Origin of the sequence: Rhodococcus sp. IEGM 27 (genome assembly GCF_033142305.1) — a bacterium.
Lineage (GTDB): Bacteria > Actinomycetota > Actinomycetes > Mycobacteriales > Mycobacteriaceae > Rhodococcus_F > Rhodococcus_F oxybenzonivorans.
On the sequence record NZ_JAWLSG010000001.1, the window covers coordinates 98,810 to 113,407 of the forward strand.

Here is a 14,598-nt window from a genome sequence, read left to right on the forward strand (position 1 = left end):
AAAAACATGTCAGACCTACGGCAGCGGGGCCGCCCACGTCAATCGAGTCCCGCCCGCGTCCCTGGGTGCAACCGTGAAAGTCCCCCCGGCCTGCTCGGCTCGGGCGGCGAGATTGTGCAAACCGCTACGTGCCACTGTCGGCGGGAGGCCGATGCCGTCGTCGCTGACATCGACAGTGAGGTCGTCATCGACCGAGACGGTGACAGTGACCGCACGGGCTCGGGCGTGATGAACGACGTTGCTGAGTGCCTCACGCAATACCGCTTCGGCATGGTCGGCGAGCGGACCGGTGATCACATTCAGCGGCCCAGCCATCCGAACTGTTGTGCGCAGGCCGCTGTTTTCGGTCTGCTCGGCAACGACCGTGTTGAGTACTTGCCGCAGCTGTCCGGAATCCTCGTCCGTTCCGCGATGCAGATCGAAGATCGTGGTCCGGACGTCGGTGATGATCTGCTGCACGTCGTCGATCATGTCCTCGAGTCGTGCGCGAATCTCGGGGGCCCGGGTGCGTGCCTGGGTGCTTTGTAGGTTCAGGCCGTGGGCGAACAGACGCTGGATGACGTGGTCATGAAGGTCCCTCGCGATCCGGTCACGGTCCGAGATCAGCGACATATCGGCCAGCTGCCGTTGATCATCAGCCAGCTTGAGCGCCAAGGCAGCCTGATCGGCGAACTCACCGGCCAGCGATTGTTGCCGATCGTCGAACGATTCCGCCCCGAGTTCGCGGATGATCGCCAGAACCCCGGTGACCGCATCGGGGGATACCCGCAGCGGCAGCAGCAGCGCGGGCCCGTAGCGGTCGCCGTCCGCGATATGTGGAGCTTGCGTCAGCGTCCTGGTGCGAAACGCTCGTCCTATGTCGGAACCGTCGACGGGGATATGCCGGCCGTGGAAGGCGGCGGGGTCGTTTCCGGCGTAGGCGGTGACCGCCAGGGTGGTGACCTCGGCGGTCTCGACATCGGGGTCGTCGGGTTGGGCGATCAGTACATGGTCGGCGCCGGCGAGTGTTCGCGCTCGCTGGGCGATGAGGTCGAGTACTTCCCCGGTATCGGTGGCCGCGAGGAGTTCCCCGCGAATTTCACTGGTCGCGTGCTGCCACCGCTGCCGCAGCCGGGCCTCCTCGAACAGCCGAGCATTGTCGACGGCGATACCCGCAGCGGCGGCGAGCGCTTGGACGACGACCTCGTCGTCCTCGGTGAAGGACTGACCATCCGCCTTCTCGGTGAGGTACAGATTCCCGAAGACCTCCCCGCGCACCCGGACCGGTACCCCCAGGAACGTGCGCATCGGCGGGTGGTGGTCCGGGAATCCCGACGACGCGGTGTGCGCGGCGATGCTGTCGAGACGGATTGGCTTGGGTTGCTCGATCAACAACCCGAGGAGGCCATGCCCGGTCGGGAGATCACCGATCAATTCTCGTGTCTGCTCATCGATCCCCTCGTAGACGAATTCCTGGAGTCCGTCCCGGGAAGGATTAAGTACTCCCAGGGCACCGTATTCGCAGTCGACCAACTCGATTGCCGCGTGCACGATCCGCTTCAGGGTCGCACTCAATTCCAGGCCCGACGCTACGGTGAGGACCGCTTCGAGGAGAGCGTCGATCTGATCGCGGGAGTCCATCACCTGGCCGATGCGGTCCTGAACCTCGACCAGCAGCTCTCGCAGCCGCAACTGCGACAACCCACCTGTCAGTAACGGTTCCTCGTCGGCGCTCATCGTTCGCTCCCACTTACCGAGTATCGACACTCACCCCCATCACACCACGACCACGCAGGCAGGCACGGCGGTTCACCCGCCCGTATCCCGCGGCTCGAGGAGGACGGTCAACGAGTACAGCCGAAATATTCCCGGAAATGCGGTCAGGGCGCTCGAGGACCACAGTGACGACTTTGTCCTCTGTTTGCGTCCTGGTAGCAGCCCCGATGCTGGTGGGGTCGGTACTCACCCCCACGGAAGAAGCAGTCATGTATCAAAAATCACCCGTGGTGGCCATGGATTCGGACGGTCCGCTCCCGATTGCCGAATGCCGGAAGTTGCTGCGCTCGGTTCCGACCGGCCGGCTTGTCTACACCGAGGACGCTCTGCCTGCGGTGCGGCCGGTCACGTTCGCCGCCCTCGACAGCGATCTCGTCATCCCCACGGGTAACAATCCGTGGTTCGACCGGTTCGACCGGGGGGTGCTCGCGTTCGAGGCGGGGACCATCGACCCGGCCACCCGCACCGGCTGGAGTGTCCTGGCAATGGGCAGGTCACGGGTACTGTCCGGCACCGACGGGTTGATCGGACTCGCCGATCCGGCCTGCATACCGTGGAGCAGCTCACGTGATGACCGCTACCTCGTAATCGGCATCGAACAGATCAGCGGGCACCGCACCACGCTGCTCCGCCCCGCCGGTGATCACCGCTGACCCCCCTCTGCACTGATTCTCGAGACAGCAACGAAGAGTCTGCCTCATCACGTACGCTGTCAACCAGGGCGCTGACCACCGGAAATGGAGTTCTGAGCCGCATGATCACAGTCTTTCTCGTCGATGATCACGAGGTCGTGCGCCGGGGTATCGCCGATCTGCTGTCCACCGATCCGGAACTGACCGTCATCGGCGAGGCCGGAAACTGCGCCCAAGCTCTCGCACGGATTCCCGCGCTGCAACCCGACGTCGCCGTCCTCGACGTGCGGCTACCCGACGGCAACGGCATCGAACTGTGCCGCGACCTCCTCTCCCAGCTGCCCGACCTGCGGTGCTTGATGTTGACTTCCTTCACCGACGAACAAGCCATGCTCGACGCCATCCTCGCCGGTGCCAGCGGATACGCCCTCAAAGACATCCGCGGCACCGAACTGGCCCACGCAGTCCGCGAGGTCGGTGCCGGGAAGTCGCTTCTCGACAACCGTGCGGCCGCCGCCCTGATGGAAAAACTGCGGGCAAAACCCACCGAGGAAGAAGGACTGGTCGCCGGACTGACCAATCAGGAACGCACACTCCTGACCCTTCTGGGCGAAGGATTGACCAACCGGCAGATCGCGGAGCGCATGTTCCTCGCGGAAAAGACCGTGAAGAACTACGTATCCCGGCTGTTGAGCAAGCTCGGCGTCGAACGCCGCACACAGGCCGCCGTCATCGCCACCAAACTTCCGCACAGCCGCACCACACCGCGGTGACGTCGCTCTCGCAGTCCCGGCCGTGGGGCGGGAGCTAGCTAGTTTCGGGGTCGGACCGCTGTTCCGGTCGCTAATACGTCAACTGCCAGGGCTGCACTCCGTGGCCGAGCTGCTGCCACCCGTCGTCCTCGACCACCCCCACGAACCGCATGTACGCGTTGCCGGACTGCGAAGACAGGGTTGCGACAAGCGCGGCCCACCAGTGCCGGGCACCGACCTCTTCCAGTCCACTCGCAACGTCTGCACTCGAGCCTTACGCCCATTGTTCTACACCGAGGCGTGACCCTCGTCGATCGCCTTGAATTGCTCGTGCAGGGCTGCGGCGAGGTCGTCGATCTCCGGTACCACGTCGGGGTCGGCAATGATCGTGACCGTGAGTGTGCCGGCATACGACAGTGCCGCGAACGCGACACCGACATTTCCAGCGGTGACGGTAATCGGCACCATCGACGCGATCGGACTCCCTGCGATGGCGAGTGGGGACGGCGGCCCTGGCAGGTTGGACAGGAACGAGTTGACGAGCCGTTGACGGTCGACGAACCACCGAAACAGTCCGGCAGCTGCCAGAAGCCGGAAAAGGGGCCCGATCAGCGCCGCGGACGTACCCCGAGTTCTCCTTTTCTGGACACGGGTAATCCCGGAAATGGTGGTTACCCGCTCCGCCGGGCTCCCGGCCAGTGGAACCCGGACCGGCATGACCCCCACCTGATTTCCCAGGTGCCCGCTCGTTGTCGACCTGCGGGCGGAGACCGGTACCGAGACCACAAGCTCCTGCGGGAATTCGTTGCGCCGTTCCAGGAGGGCGGCCAAGGCTCCGGTAATCGCGGCCAGGAGGACATCGTTGACCGTTGCCCCGGATCTTCGCCCGGCTTCCCGAACAGTTCGGAGATCGGTCTCCACTGTCGTCACCCTGCGGCGCGGCCCGGTCGCCACATTCAGCGAACAGCGGGGTGCGCGGCGACCGATACCGTGCCCGAGTTCGTTCACGCCCCCGCGCACGCGTGCCACGGTCCGCGGGAATCGCCGCAACGTGCGGAGGCGTTCGACGACGCAGTCGACGAGAAGATCTTTCGGCCGTGGCGCCGCGACGACAGTGGGGATCTCGTCCACCGATCCCGCCGCGGCCATGCCGTCGACCAGATGCGCAAGGATCGCAAGGCCACCGATCCCGTCGGCCAGAACATGGTGCAGCACCATCACCAAGCCGAGGGACCTGTGATCGTTTGCAAGGTCGGTGATGATGATCGCTCTCCACAGCGGCCGTGAGCGAGGCAGCGGCTGGGTGACCGCGTCCACCGCGAGCGCCAGGGCAGTGTCACGGTCACCCGGCGCCGGGCAGCGCACCCGTGCGAGATGGGCACCGACGTCATAGTGCTCGTCATCGGCCCAGTACGGCCGGCCCAGGCCCGGTGGCGGGTCGACCAGGCATTGCCGCAACCGTCGTATCCCGCTGATCCGCTTCGTGAGCGTGGCTTCGATGGTCGCCGAGTCCACTGCCCCGTCACCGGCGAGGAAGAGCACGGCACCGACATTCATGGGCACCGGCCCGACGTCCGAGGCGAGTTCGGTCAGGTCGCTCGGGCCGAGGCGCTCAATTCTGCGCTGTTTCGCCACGATTCGAGGATGCCAGAGTGCATGTGCTGTGCAGGCACACTTGCGCCGATTCCCGGCAATTCATGGCTGAGCTGCGGTGTCAGCGGAAGTGGGCGTCGGTGATCTCGGCGCGGAAGAATTCGCCGGCCAGGCGCCCGGCCGCACTGGCGGTGACATCAGGACCATGGGCGGACATCACCGGGATCAGTCCACCGAGTCGCCACCGCATCTCACCCCTACCGTCGGTGAAACGGTCATAACCCAGAATCGGCAGACCCCCTACCTTCGCCGTGGCGGCCCAGATGAAGCCGTCGCCCGGGGCGAGGATTTGGGTGGCGGTGAACGACCACCACGCTCGGAGCCGGATCTGTCCACGCATCTCGAGTCGTACCACTCGGGCGAGCGGCGTGTTCTCGGCGACGGCGTGGGTGATCCACCGGCGGGCCGCGGGTGGAAGATCCTCGGCGAGGGTGGCGTGAAACCGTTGCCCGGTCCCGTGCACATTCGCCAAGCTCTTCCACTGCCCCCTCACGTGGCGGGCGGCCCGAGGAACTGGCAACGGCTCAGACATTCAAATGCCCTCCTCACGGGTGGTGATCGTCCTTGTGGGCGGGGTCATCTCCAACCGCACGCCGAGGAGGCGCACTTCGCGGTCGTGGTCGAACCGGTCGACCAGGGCCGCGGCTGCGTCGCAGATGATGTCGACGTCGAAGGTCGGTTCCGGCAGCGCCTTGCTGGTGGTGCGGGTGATGAACGGCGCGTAGCGCACCTTCAACGCGACGCGAACGGCCGGACGATTCTCTGCCACAATGTCTTCCCGCACCCGCACGGCGAGACGGCGGATCTCCTCAGTGACGGCGGACCAGTCGTCGAGGTTCTGCTGAAACGTCGTCTCGCGACTGTGGGAGCGGGCAACCCACGGATCGGCGGTCACCGGGGAACGGTCGATGCCCCGGCCGATCCTGCCGTACCACGGTCCCATGGTCGGGCCGAACGTTGCGGCAAGGTCCTCGTCCGCGGCCGCCGCCAACTCACTCACCGTGTTCAGACCCAGGGCGGCAAGCTTTTTCGCTGTCTTGCTGCCGATGCCCCACAGCGAGCGGGTGTCCCGCTCCCCCATGACGTCGAACCAGTTCGCACCCGTCAGGCGAAAAATGCCCTGCGGCTTCCCGAACCCGGTCGCGATCTTGGCACGTAACTTGTTGTCGCCGATCCCCACTGAGCAATGCAGTCCGGTCGCCTCGAGCACCGCCGCCTGAATGGCCCGGGCGAACGCCTCGGGATTCTCGGTTTCCACACCGAGAAACGCCTCGTCCCACCCCATCACCTCCACCACGGCGTCCATCTTCCGCAACGTATCCATCACCACCGCGGACACCTCGGTGTAGGCCTCGGCGTCGACGGGCAGGAACACGGCGTCGGGGATCTTGCGGGCCGCGGTCCGCAGCGGCATCCCGGACCCCACCCCGAACTCGCGTGCCTCGTACGACGCCGTCGACACCACCCCGCGTTCGGTGGGGTCGCCGCGCCCACCGACCACCACGGGCTTACCCCGCAGCTCGGGCCGGCGCAGCACCTCCACCGCGGCGATGAACTGGTCGAGATCGACATGCAGCACCCACCTGCGATGCGGCGGTGTGGTCATGGAATCAGTGTGCCGGAATCGGCGGAGCCAGCACCTCGAAACGCGACGCGGAAGCTACTGGACGGGGTCGCGATAAGCTTTGCCTCTATCCCCCACACGGGCGACGTGTGCAGGGCACCCACGGGCGTTAGTCGAGCGAAGGGATGCCGTGCATGTTGAGTCGGCCGAGGAATCGCGGCATGAGAACCCTCGCAGCGAGCGTCCTGTGCGTGATCACTGCAGCGATGACAGTTGGCTGCTCCGATGACACACCGACGCCGCCCGGCGGAGGGCCCGCGCCCGAGTCACTCGTAGGCGCAGCGGCGAACGACGCATTCGCAGCAGAGGTGCTCACGCTGTCAGTAGGGGCCGAGAGTTCGGATGCGCGTTGGGCAGGCGAAGGCCTCATCGCCCTATCCGAGGGTCGATTCCGATTCGAGGTCGATGAGGCGCAGCCGCCTGCAGCATTCCAGATCGGGACGGTGATCGGGCTTGGAGGCGAGGGCGCAGAAAACACGGTGAGCGAGACTGTCGGTGGATCCATCGGTGCCGCCGGACAGCGCTGTTGGATGAACCCTCACGCGCCGGTTGGCTACTTCACGGACACCATAAGTGTCGAAGAAGCGTTGCGGGTTACCGGAGCAGTCGTCGAGAGCCTGCGCGGCGAAATCGAGCAGGCCCGGATGATCGATCCAGCTCTCGATACCTTCGAGGTCGAACTCACGCCCTCGGCCACACAGCCGGACGATGAGTTCGTGGACACACCGGACCGGGTCTGGGGGGATCGTTGGATTCTTGGGCGATTGGGTGGCCCGATTGCTGTCGAGCTCACCGACGCGGGTGCGCTACGTTCACTCGAGTTCGAGTTCGGGCCCTACGAACCCTATTCCTTATTGGGGCAGCAGCATTCGGTCGACCAGGTAAGCATCAGTGCCAGGTTTGCGCCGGCCGACGCTGCACTCGCCCTCGATCCACCGGACTGCCAAGCGATCGAGTGATCGATTTTCGCGGCAGAAGTCAGCGATCAACGACGCCAGATCGGCAGGATCACTCCGTCACGAGGCTGGTTCCAGGTCCCCCTCGTCGGAGTCTGAGCCGCCACCTCACATCGACAACACCATGCGCGCGAGGAGTCGACCCCACTCCGGATCGCTCGTGTCGTGCACCCCGTAACTTTCGCCGATCGCACCGGTGAGCATGAGGAATTCGATGGTCGGCCGAGCGATCCAGTAGGCCTCCAGCCCCTCGACCACTGTTTTGTCGCTCGCCCGCCACCCGAGGGCCGCGAGTCCCTCGGCGACCACGCTCTGACGTTCATTCGGTGACGCACCGGCGGCGAGGGCGAGGAGCACCAGGTATCCGGCCTCCCGCTCCACCCGGTCGGTGCCGAGTGGCAGCCTGTTGAGGAGGTGGCTCCACATTCCGCGCGCGTTGCCCGCAAACTCGGCGCCCAGCTTGGTCTGCACCAGCTTGCCCTTGTACTTGCGCGCCAGCCCGAGTGTTTTCGTATACACGTGCAGCAGGTGCACCGGCCGCTGGTCGTTTTCGCGGTTGTTGGTCGACGGCCAGCCGTCGAATCCCGGTAGTTCCCGGGCCTCGGCCACCACGGCCGGCGGGAGGTGACCGGCCTTCGTCAGGGTGATGCCGTCGGCTCCGATGCGCTGCAGGAACCAGCGCAGGTGCAGTGTCACCGCCTCCTGCGCGACGAGGTAGTCACCCGATCGTTGGGTCAGGTGGGCACGTTCGAGCATCGAATAGACCTGCGGCGCAGCGCGGGGCGGCATGTGGCGGAGCAACTCGGCGAATGCCGAGTCGGGCACCGGACCGTGCGCCCGGACTGCCTCGTGTCCTCCCAGACTCGCGTTGACGACGGAGGGGTCGAAAGATTCGGGCGAGAATCCCGAATTCACCCACGCGCTCGCGTCCTGGTGCTCGGGATGGCTCGGGTCGGCCAGCACCCCCAGCAGATCGGCGTATCCACCGGGTCCGCCCGAATTCTCGGGAGGGCACGCCCGGGCACCGGCGAGGCACTGCGTTTTCGGCTCAGGATCGCCGGCCCTGATCTGCTCCAGGACGATCGTATGGTCCCAGCCGTCCCCGAAGTCGTAGGCATACGACAACTGGTCGCCCGGCTGCACCAGCACCTGGTCCAGCCGGATGTCGTCCTCGCACAACTCGTCGTCCTCGTCGGCGAAACCCTCGTCGATGCTCTCCTGCATCTCGTACCGCTCGGATGCGGGCGGCTCCCCGCCGACCCACGCGTGCAGGTGGCTGTCGTACCACCCCATCACCGTCTGGAGCACCGGATGCAGCTGGTTGAGTCGCAGATTCGACGGGACGACGAACTGCCGCCAAATGGTGGGCGACACGTCGTCGAGCTCGATGCGCAGCTGGTAGCTCACGACGTCGAGTCGTCCCGAGCGCTGCGAAGGCCGGTCGATGACCGGTTGGTCGGGAACGACGGAGAGGTGTCTGCGTGAGCCCGAAGCTGCCATGGGGTCATGGTAGGGCCAGCTCCGGACAGCCGCGACAACGCTGGCGAGTTCAATCCGGCATCTGGGACATCCAGGCGTGTGACGATGGTGAAGTTCGTCGGCATCGCGGGACCGTGTGGAGAGCGAAATGGAAGTTCGGAAAGTCGTGGACCTACGGCAGGACCATGCCGGGGCGCCGCGCGTCTTCGGTGAGCCCTATGAGACGGCGGACGGTTCCACGGTCATCACCGTCGCGCGGGTTCACCGCGGGTTTCGCTTCGGCAAGCCGAGCGGAAGAGAGACCAGGCGGGACGGTGATCTCACGGCGTCACCGGTCGGCGTGTTCGTCATCCACGGCGGCAGAGTGTGGTGGCAGCCGGCCGTCGATTCCACGCGCATCGCGCTACTCGGCGAGTTCATCGGGTTGGCGTCGGCGGTGATCGCCACGTTGGCCGTTTTGCGCCGTCCGCCGTGGCCCGATCTACGGCGGCGGTGAGTAACTGACCGGCATGCGCAGGCAGATCACTTGGCGGTTGCTTTGCGCGGTCGTCCCCTACGCGCGGGCTTGGCCGGGACCTCGCTGTCCGATTCGGCGGAAGCCTCCTCCGCCTCGTCGTTACCGGACGGTCCGTCGCGCCAACTGATCTCGATCTCCAACTCGATCTGGTCACCTTCGACCTCGATCTCGAGCTCCCAGCGAACCTGGTCGGCCACGTCGATGGTGATCGAGTCGCCACCCGATCCCAGTTCCACCTCGGAGCCACTCGCGAGGGCCTGCCCGAGCGCGATGAGCCTGTCGGACACCTCCTTCCGAGTGAGCTCGGACGTCCGCTTGATCTCCAACTTGGGCACGACGACTCCTGACCTCGGCACAGTATGTTTTCACCGTAACCGTCAGGACGAGTCGACGTTGCTCAAACGGCCGCGACCGGGAGCGAAGGGATCGAGCCGAGTGGTCGGCTCGCCGCGGCGAAGTCGGTGAGTGCGCTTCCGTCGGTCCGCCTCGGTCAACCCACCCCAAACACCGTACGTTTCACCCGCCGCCAGAGCGTGCTCGCGGCACGGCGCGAGCACGGGGCAGGGCCTGCAGATCTGCCGAGCCTTCGCTTCGCGCCGGACGCGAGCCGAACCGCGTTCGCCGTCAGGCGAGTAGAACACCGCCGGATCAGCGCCACGGCACGCGGCGCGCAGCACCCAGTCACCCGGAACGAGGGTGGCGATCTCCTCATGCGTGGCGGCGCTCAGCGACGAAAGGCCTCGTCCGGGAGCTGTCGAAGTCTCGGTCGGCACGAGAGTCCCTTCTGCTGTGTCGGCGGCGCAGTCGGTGCCGGCGGCATTCGGCGGGTGATCCGCCCTTGCCCACCGACGTTGCCCGTCGTCACTTCAGACTCCCCGAACAGCGGAGCAGAGAACACAGGAGCTTTCCCTAGTCCTGCCTAGGCACCGACCCGGACCGAGGGAGACGCCGACGATTCAACTCATCACGACGACTGGCCGGCCATTGACCTTGCCGCTTTCGAGGTCGTCGAAGGCGCTCAGGGCATCGTCGAAGGTGTACCGAACGAGATCGATGCCGATCTGGCCCGTTCTGGCCAGCGCGACGAGGTCGTGCAGGTCCTGATATGTCCCGCTGTAGGGGCGGGTGATCGAAGCACCCCACGGCAGGGAGGCGGCTACCTGCGAGGTTTCGAACTCGAAGACTCCGTCGTTCAGGCCAGGAACCCGAATCGAGCCATACGGTGCAACCACCGCACCGGCGAGCTTCAACGTCGCCGAGTTCCCTACGAGGTCCAGAACGAAATCGGCGCCGTATCCACCGGCTGCGCCCATAACTTGGTCGGCGACGTCCGAGGAATCGGATGCGAATGTGTAGTCGACTTTGTGTCGCACCGCGGCGAGCGCCGCTTCCCTGATATCGAGCGCGATGATTCGAACGCTGGTGAGGGCACGAAGCAACTCGACAGCGAACTGGCCGAGACCGCCCACTCCGATGACCACCGCCGTCGAGCCCGGCCGCAAGAGGTCTCTGGCGGCATTGATGGAGTGATAGGGCACGAGGCCTGCGTCGGGGAGAACCGCCGCGAATGCGGGGTCGAGGCCATTCGCGGGCACGACGGCCCTCGCTGGAACCGTGACGAATTCGGCCATTCCCCCGTCAATGGAGATCCCTGGGGTTGTTGCGGGGTACATTCGTCCGCCCGTGTTCAGACAGGCGTTCTCCCGGCCGGCGGCACATTGCCGGCATCGGCCGCAGGACCAGACGGGGTGCACCACAACGAGGTCACCGATCGACAGGTCGTCCACGCCCTCCCCGCACTCGACGATGTGGCCGGCGATCTCATGACCGAGCACCACGCCTGTGGGGATCATCGGCTCGGGTGCCGCGCGGACATGAACGTCGGTTTGGCAGACACCCGCGGCGGCGACGCGCAGCACCACGTGGCCGGGAGTGATCTTCGGATCAGGCACCTCGCTGTGTTCGACCTTGTTCACACCGAGATATTGGATAGCTCGCATTGGGTCGTCTCCTTATGAGCCTTGCGGAACGTGCAGATATGCCGTGCCGAGAATCCCGACAGGTCGGCAAAAAGATATCGGTGCAGGCGGTGGCAATGAGAGTGTCACATTGCCACCGCCTGCACCGATAAGTCCCGTACGCGTCAGTCTTCACTCAGCACGATGGCTGCTTCGGGACAACTGGAAGCGCCGAGCCGCGCTGCTTCTTCCTGACCCTGACGGACTTCTCGTTCAACGTCGCGGTTGTCCGAGAAGCCCTCGTCGTCGGGCTCGTACACGTCCGGGGCGATGGAGTAGCACCGTCCGTGGCCCGTGCACAGTCCTCCGTCGATTCTCAGTTTCATGGTGATCAGCCTTTCGCTTCGTCGTCGACGTCGAAGGTGATCTCGAGCGACGTCGTTGTCCTGAGTTGACCTGTTTCGGTCTTCACCGACGTTCCTTCGGTGATGTGGAAATTGGGAATGCGTCGGAGGAACTCTTCGAGCGTCACCTTGAGTTCGAGCCGGGCCAGATGGGAACCCAGGCAGCGGTGCGGTCCCATACCGAAGGCCGTGTGCACGACGCCCTTGCGGTGAATATCCAGGGTGGTGGGATCGTCCGTCGTTGCCGGGTCGCGCGAGACTGCGGCGTAATTGAGAGCGATCCAGTCCCCCTCGCGGAGTTCGAGGTCACCGAGAGTGGTGTCCTGGGTGACGTAACGCGCCGGCGCGACCACCGGGGCGAAGAGGCGAACGAACTCTTCGACGGCTTGTGGGATGAGGCCGGGGTTGTCGCACAGTTCCTTACGCACATCCTCGTGCTGGGCAAGGTAGTTGACCGCGGCGGTCATCGCATGGGTGGTCGTCGCCAGCCCACCGAAGACGAGGTCGAGAACGATCGCGACTTTGTCCTCCCACGGGGCGGGTTCGCCGTCTTCCCGGGTGACGCCGGCGTTGACGATGTCCACCACGTCTCCCCGTGGCGCTTCCTTGCTCCGCATTTCCAGATATTCCGACAGATAGTCGTTAACCTTCATGAAGTACTGGGGGCGTTCTTCCACGGGCCCGAAGGTTCCCTTGTCGATACCTTCGAAGAGTTCGGGCAGGTCGGCCTCGGGCACTCCCATGACGCAGCGGAAGAAGACCATCCCGGGAAGGTGCGCGGAGAAGTCGCGGACGAAGTTGCAGCTGCCCTTCGTCTCGAAATTGTCGATCAGCTCGTTCGCGATCGTCCGGATCTGGTCCTCGAAGCCGGCGACTGTCGTGGGTGAGAAGAATGGGTTGAGCGCCTTGCGCCACTTGTCGTGGTACGGCGGGTCCGACTCCTCGGGCAAGATGGTGGGTGTTCCTTCCGGTCGGTTGACCGCGTAGCCCTTGGCCGAGCTGAAGGTACGCCAGTCCTGCGCAGCCTTCTTCACATCTTTGTAGGTGTTGATCACCTTGTAACCGTGCCCGGTCTGGCTGTGCGCAACCGGACATTTGGCTGCCATCTCGTTGAGCACCTCATCGAAGCGCTCGTTGAATTCCGGATCCTCGAAATCGAAATCCGAGAACATGTCTCGCTTGAACGGCTGAACCGACGGGTTCTGGGTCATGAGGAAACCTTCCTTGCGGGATTGCTGTAAGCGTTCGAGGTGAGGTGTTCACGCCGGAGCTGAGGGAGTGATGTTCGGCAATCTGGCGGCAGCCTCTGCCTGCACTCGCTGTGACTCCTGCCACAACAAACTATAGTTATATTTACACTCTTTAAAGGTGCTGTCAAGCAGCCCGCGCGGAGGCCTGGCCGGCACGCCAACGCACGGGCGGATTGTTCTTACGTGAGCACACGGTCGCGTGTTTCCGGCATCCGCGCATACACGACCAGACCGAAAAGGGCTGCAGCAGCGACGTACAGCCATACCCAGTCCTGCAATCCACTCGTCGCCAACCAGGTGGTGACATATGGGGCGGTTCCGCCGAAAACGGCGACTGCAATCGCATACGGAAACCCGATTCCCGTCGTGCGCACCTCGGCCGGAAACTGTTCGGCCATGACCGTGGCGATCAGTCCCGCATACCCGGCAAGCAGTGTCACACCGATCATCTCGACCGCGAAAAGCGTCCAGAATCCCCCGGTACCAAGGAGAAAGAACGCGGGATAGGCGAAGACCACGAAGCCGCCCGCGAAGGTGATCATCACCGGCTTGCGCCCTACACGGTCGGCGAGAATGCCGACGAAGGGCAGGAGGCAGAGGAAGTAGGCGAGTGCAATGGTGTTAGCGACCAGCGCCGTCTGCAGATCCATCGTCTTGATCGCTGCACTGACGTAGCCGGGCATGTAATTGATCCAGATGTAGTAGATGAGGACGCCCGCGGCCGCCATCCCGATCACGCGCAGTGCCTCCCGCGGGTGTTTCCGGAACACTTCGGTCAGAGGGTTACGGGCCACCCGTCCCTCCGCCTGCACAGCGCGAAAGCTGTCGGTTTCGTCCAATCCGATCCGTAGCCAGAGCCCGACCAGGCCCAGCAGACCGCCCCCGATGAAGGCGGCCCGCCAACCCCAGGTGGACATCGTCTCGGCGTCGAGCGTAGAGGTCAGAATGAGCGATAACACGGCGGCGATGAGGACCCCTAGTCCGGCTGAAACCTGTTGCCAGGAACCAGCAAACGCTCGGCGCATGCCGGTCGCAGACTCCACCAGCAACGACGAGGAGGAGCCGAACTCACCGCCGGCCGAGAATCCCTGCACGAGGCGAGCCAGCAGGAGGATGATCGGCGCCGCGACTCCGATCTGCGCGTAGGTGGGGCACAGTGCGATTACGAAGGCGCAGCCCGCCATCATCACGATGGTCAGCGTGAGCCCCTTCTTCCGGCCGTGCCGATCGGTGAAAACGCCGATCAGTGCGCCGCCGACCGGACGCATGAGGAACCCGACCGCGAACACCGCCAATGTCGCCAGCAGGCTCGCTGCCGGGGAGGCCGGTGGGAAGAACTGGCTGGCAAAGACCGGCGCCAGGGCGCTGTAGAGCGCCCAATCGATCCACTCGACAGTGTTTCCCACAGATCCGGCAATCAAGGCCTTTCGCCGTCGTCGGGATGCGAGTTCGGACTCGCTGTTACGTTCCTGGATCGTCATAGATGAACCTCCGCTGACATTGACACACCCGATGAAGAGGCACCACCACAGGCGCCGGTGTGACCCAAGTAACTAGAGTTACTATATGTATATTTACTTTCCGCAGTGACCTTGTCAACACGAAACCGGGAGGCGAC

Annotated in this window: 15 protein-coding genes; 4 read left to right on the plus strand and 11 right to left on the minus strand. The window is 64.7% G+C overall.

What is annotated here, in order from left to right:
* Positions 1–15: 15 nt before the first annotated feature.
* On the minus strand, positions 16–1,716 hold the full coding sequence (locus R4P95_RS00465; protein WP_317746785.1) for a GAF domain-containing sensor histidine kinase: 1,701 nt from the start codon (positions 1,714–1,716) through the stop codon (positions 16–18).
* Between the two features lie 164 nt (positions 1,717–1,880).
* Between R4P95_RS00465 and R4P95_RS00470 the strand changes: the two genes are divergently transcribed.
* Both R4P95_RS00470 and R4P95_RS00475 read left to right on the plus strand, forming a co-directional pair.
* Positions 1,881–2,408 carry a pyridoxamine 5'-phosphate oxidase family protein gene (locus R4P95_RS00470; protein WP_317746784.1) on the plus strand — a complete coding sequence of 176 codons (528 nt, stop codon included), beginning with the start codon at positions 1,881–1,883 and terminating at the stop codon, positions 2,406–2,408.
* Between the two features lie 101 nt (positions 2,409–2,509).
* Entirely contained in the window at positions 2,510–3,160 is a 651-nt protein-coding gene (locus R4P95_RS00475; RefSeq protein WP_317746783.1) for a response regulator transcription factor, read from the plus strand.
* A gap of 267 nt (positions 3,161–3,427) precedes the next feature.
* Here R4P95_RS00475 and R4P95_RS00480 read toward each other — a convergent pair whose 3' ends face one another.
* The 3 genes from R4P95_RS00480 to R4P95_RS00490 form a co-directional block, all read right to left on the minus strand.
* Positions 3,428–4,777, minus strand: a complete 1,350-nt coding sequence (locus R4P95_RS00480; protein WP_317746863.1) for a wax ester/triacylglycerol synthase domain-containing protein — start codon at positions 4,775–4,777, stop codon at positions 3,428–3,430.
* 76 nt (positions 4,778–4,853) lie between these two features.
* On the minus strand, positions 4,854–5,324 hold the full coding sequence (locus tag R4P95_RS00485) for a DUF6544 family protein (protein ID WP_317746782.1): 471 nt from the start codon (positions 5,322–5,324) through the stop codon (positions 4,854–4,856).
* Positions 5,325–6,398: a DNA polymerase IV gene (locus R4P95_RS00490; RefSeq protein WP_317746781.1), complete on the minus strand. Its 1,074-nt coding sequence runs from the start codon at positions 6,396–6,398 to the stop codon at positions 5,325–5,327.
* Positions 6,399–6,577: 179 nt separating this feature from the next.
* Between R4P95_RS00490 and R4P95_RS00495 the strand changes: the two genes are divergently transcribed.
* Complete coding sequence (locus tag R4P95_RS00495; RefSeq protein ID WP_317746780.1) at positions 6,578–7,375, plus strand: hypothetical protein; 798 nt, start codon at positions 6,578–6,580, stop codon at positions 7,373–7,375.
* A 105-nt stretch (positions 7,376–7,480) separates the two neighbouring features.
* On the opposite strand, the gene R4P95_RS00500 is transcribed toward R4P95_RS00495, so the two are convergent.
* Positions 7,481–8,872: a plasmid pRiA4b ORF-3 family protein gene (locus R4P95_RS00500; protein ID WP_317746779.1), complete on the minus strand. Its 1,392-nt coding sequence runs from the start codon at positions 8,870–8,872 to the stop codon at positions 7,481–7,483.
* Positions 8,873–8,999: 127 nt separating this feature from the next.
* Between R4P95_RS00500 and R4P95_RS00505 the strand changes: the two genes are divergently transcribed.
* Positions 9,000–9,347, plus strand: a complete 348-nt coding sequence (locus R4P95_RS00505; protein ID WP_317746778.1) for a hypothetical protein — start codon at positions 9,000–9,002, stop codon at positions 9,345–9,347.
* Positions 9,348–9,373: 26 nt separating this feature from the next.
* Here R4P95_RS00505 and R4P95_RS00510 read toward each other — a convergent pair whose 3' ends face one another.
* The 6 genes from R4P95_RS00510 to R4P95_RS00535 all read right to left on the minus strand — a co-directional run bounded on the left by R4P95_RS00510 (position 9,374) and on the right by R4P95_RS00535 (position 14,461).
* Entirely contained in the window at positions 9,374–9,703 is a 330-nt protein-coding gene (locus R4P95_RS00510) for an amphi-Trp domain-containing protein (protein ID WP_317746777.1), read from the minus strand.
* Between the two features lie 42 nt (positions 9,704–9,745).
* Positions 9,746–10,141, minus strand: a complete 396-nt coding sequence (locus tag R4P95_RS00515) for a WhiB family transcriptional regulator (RefSeq protein ID WP_397517742.1) — start codon at positions 10,139–10,141, stop codon at positions 9,746–9,748.
* Positions 10,142–10,324: 183 nt separating this feature from the next.
* On the minus strand, positions 10,325–11,368 hold the full coding sequence (locus R4P95_RS00520) for an alcohol dehydrogenase catalytic domain-containing protein (RefSeq protein WP_213572885.1): 1,044 nt from the start codon (positions 11,366–11,368) through the stop codon (positions 10,325–10,327).
* Between the two features lie 143 nt (positions 11,369–11,511).
* Positions 11,512–11,712, minus strand: a complete 201-nt coding sequence (locus R4P95_RS00525; RefSeq protein WP_213572886.1) for a ferredoxin — start codon at positions 11,710–11,712, stop codon at positions 11,512–11,514.
* 5 nt (positions 11,713–11,717) lie between these two features.
* Positions 11,718–12,941 carry a cytochrome P450 gene (locus R4P95_RS00530; protein ID WP_317746776.1) on the minus strand — a complete coding sequence of 408 codons (1,224 nt, stop codon included), beginning with the start codon at positions 12,939–12,941 and terminating at the stop codon, positions 11,718–11,720.
* Between the two features lie 218 nt (positions 12,942–13,159).
* Positions 13,160–14,461 carry an MFS transporter gene (locus R4P95_RS00535; protein ID WP_317746775.1) on the minus strand — a complete coding sequence of 434 codons (1,302 nt, stop codon included), beginning with the start codon at positions 14,459–14,461 and terminating at the stop codon, positions 13,160–13,162.
* Positions 14,462–14,598: the final 137 nt, after the last annotated feature.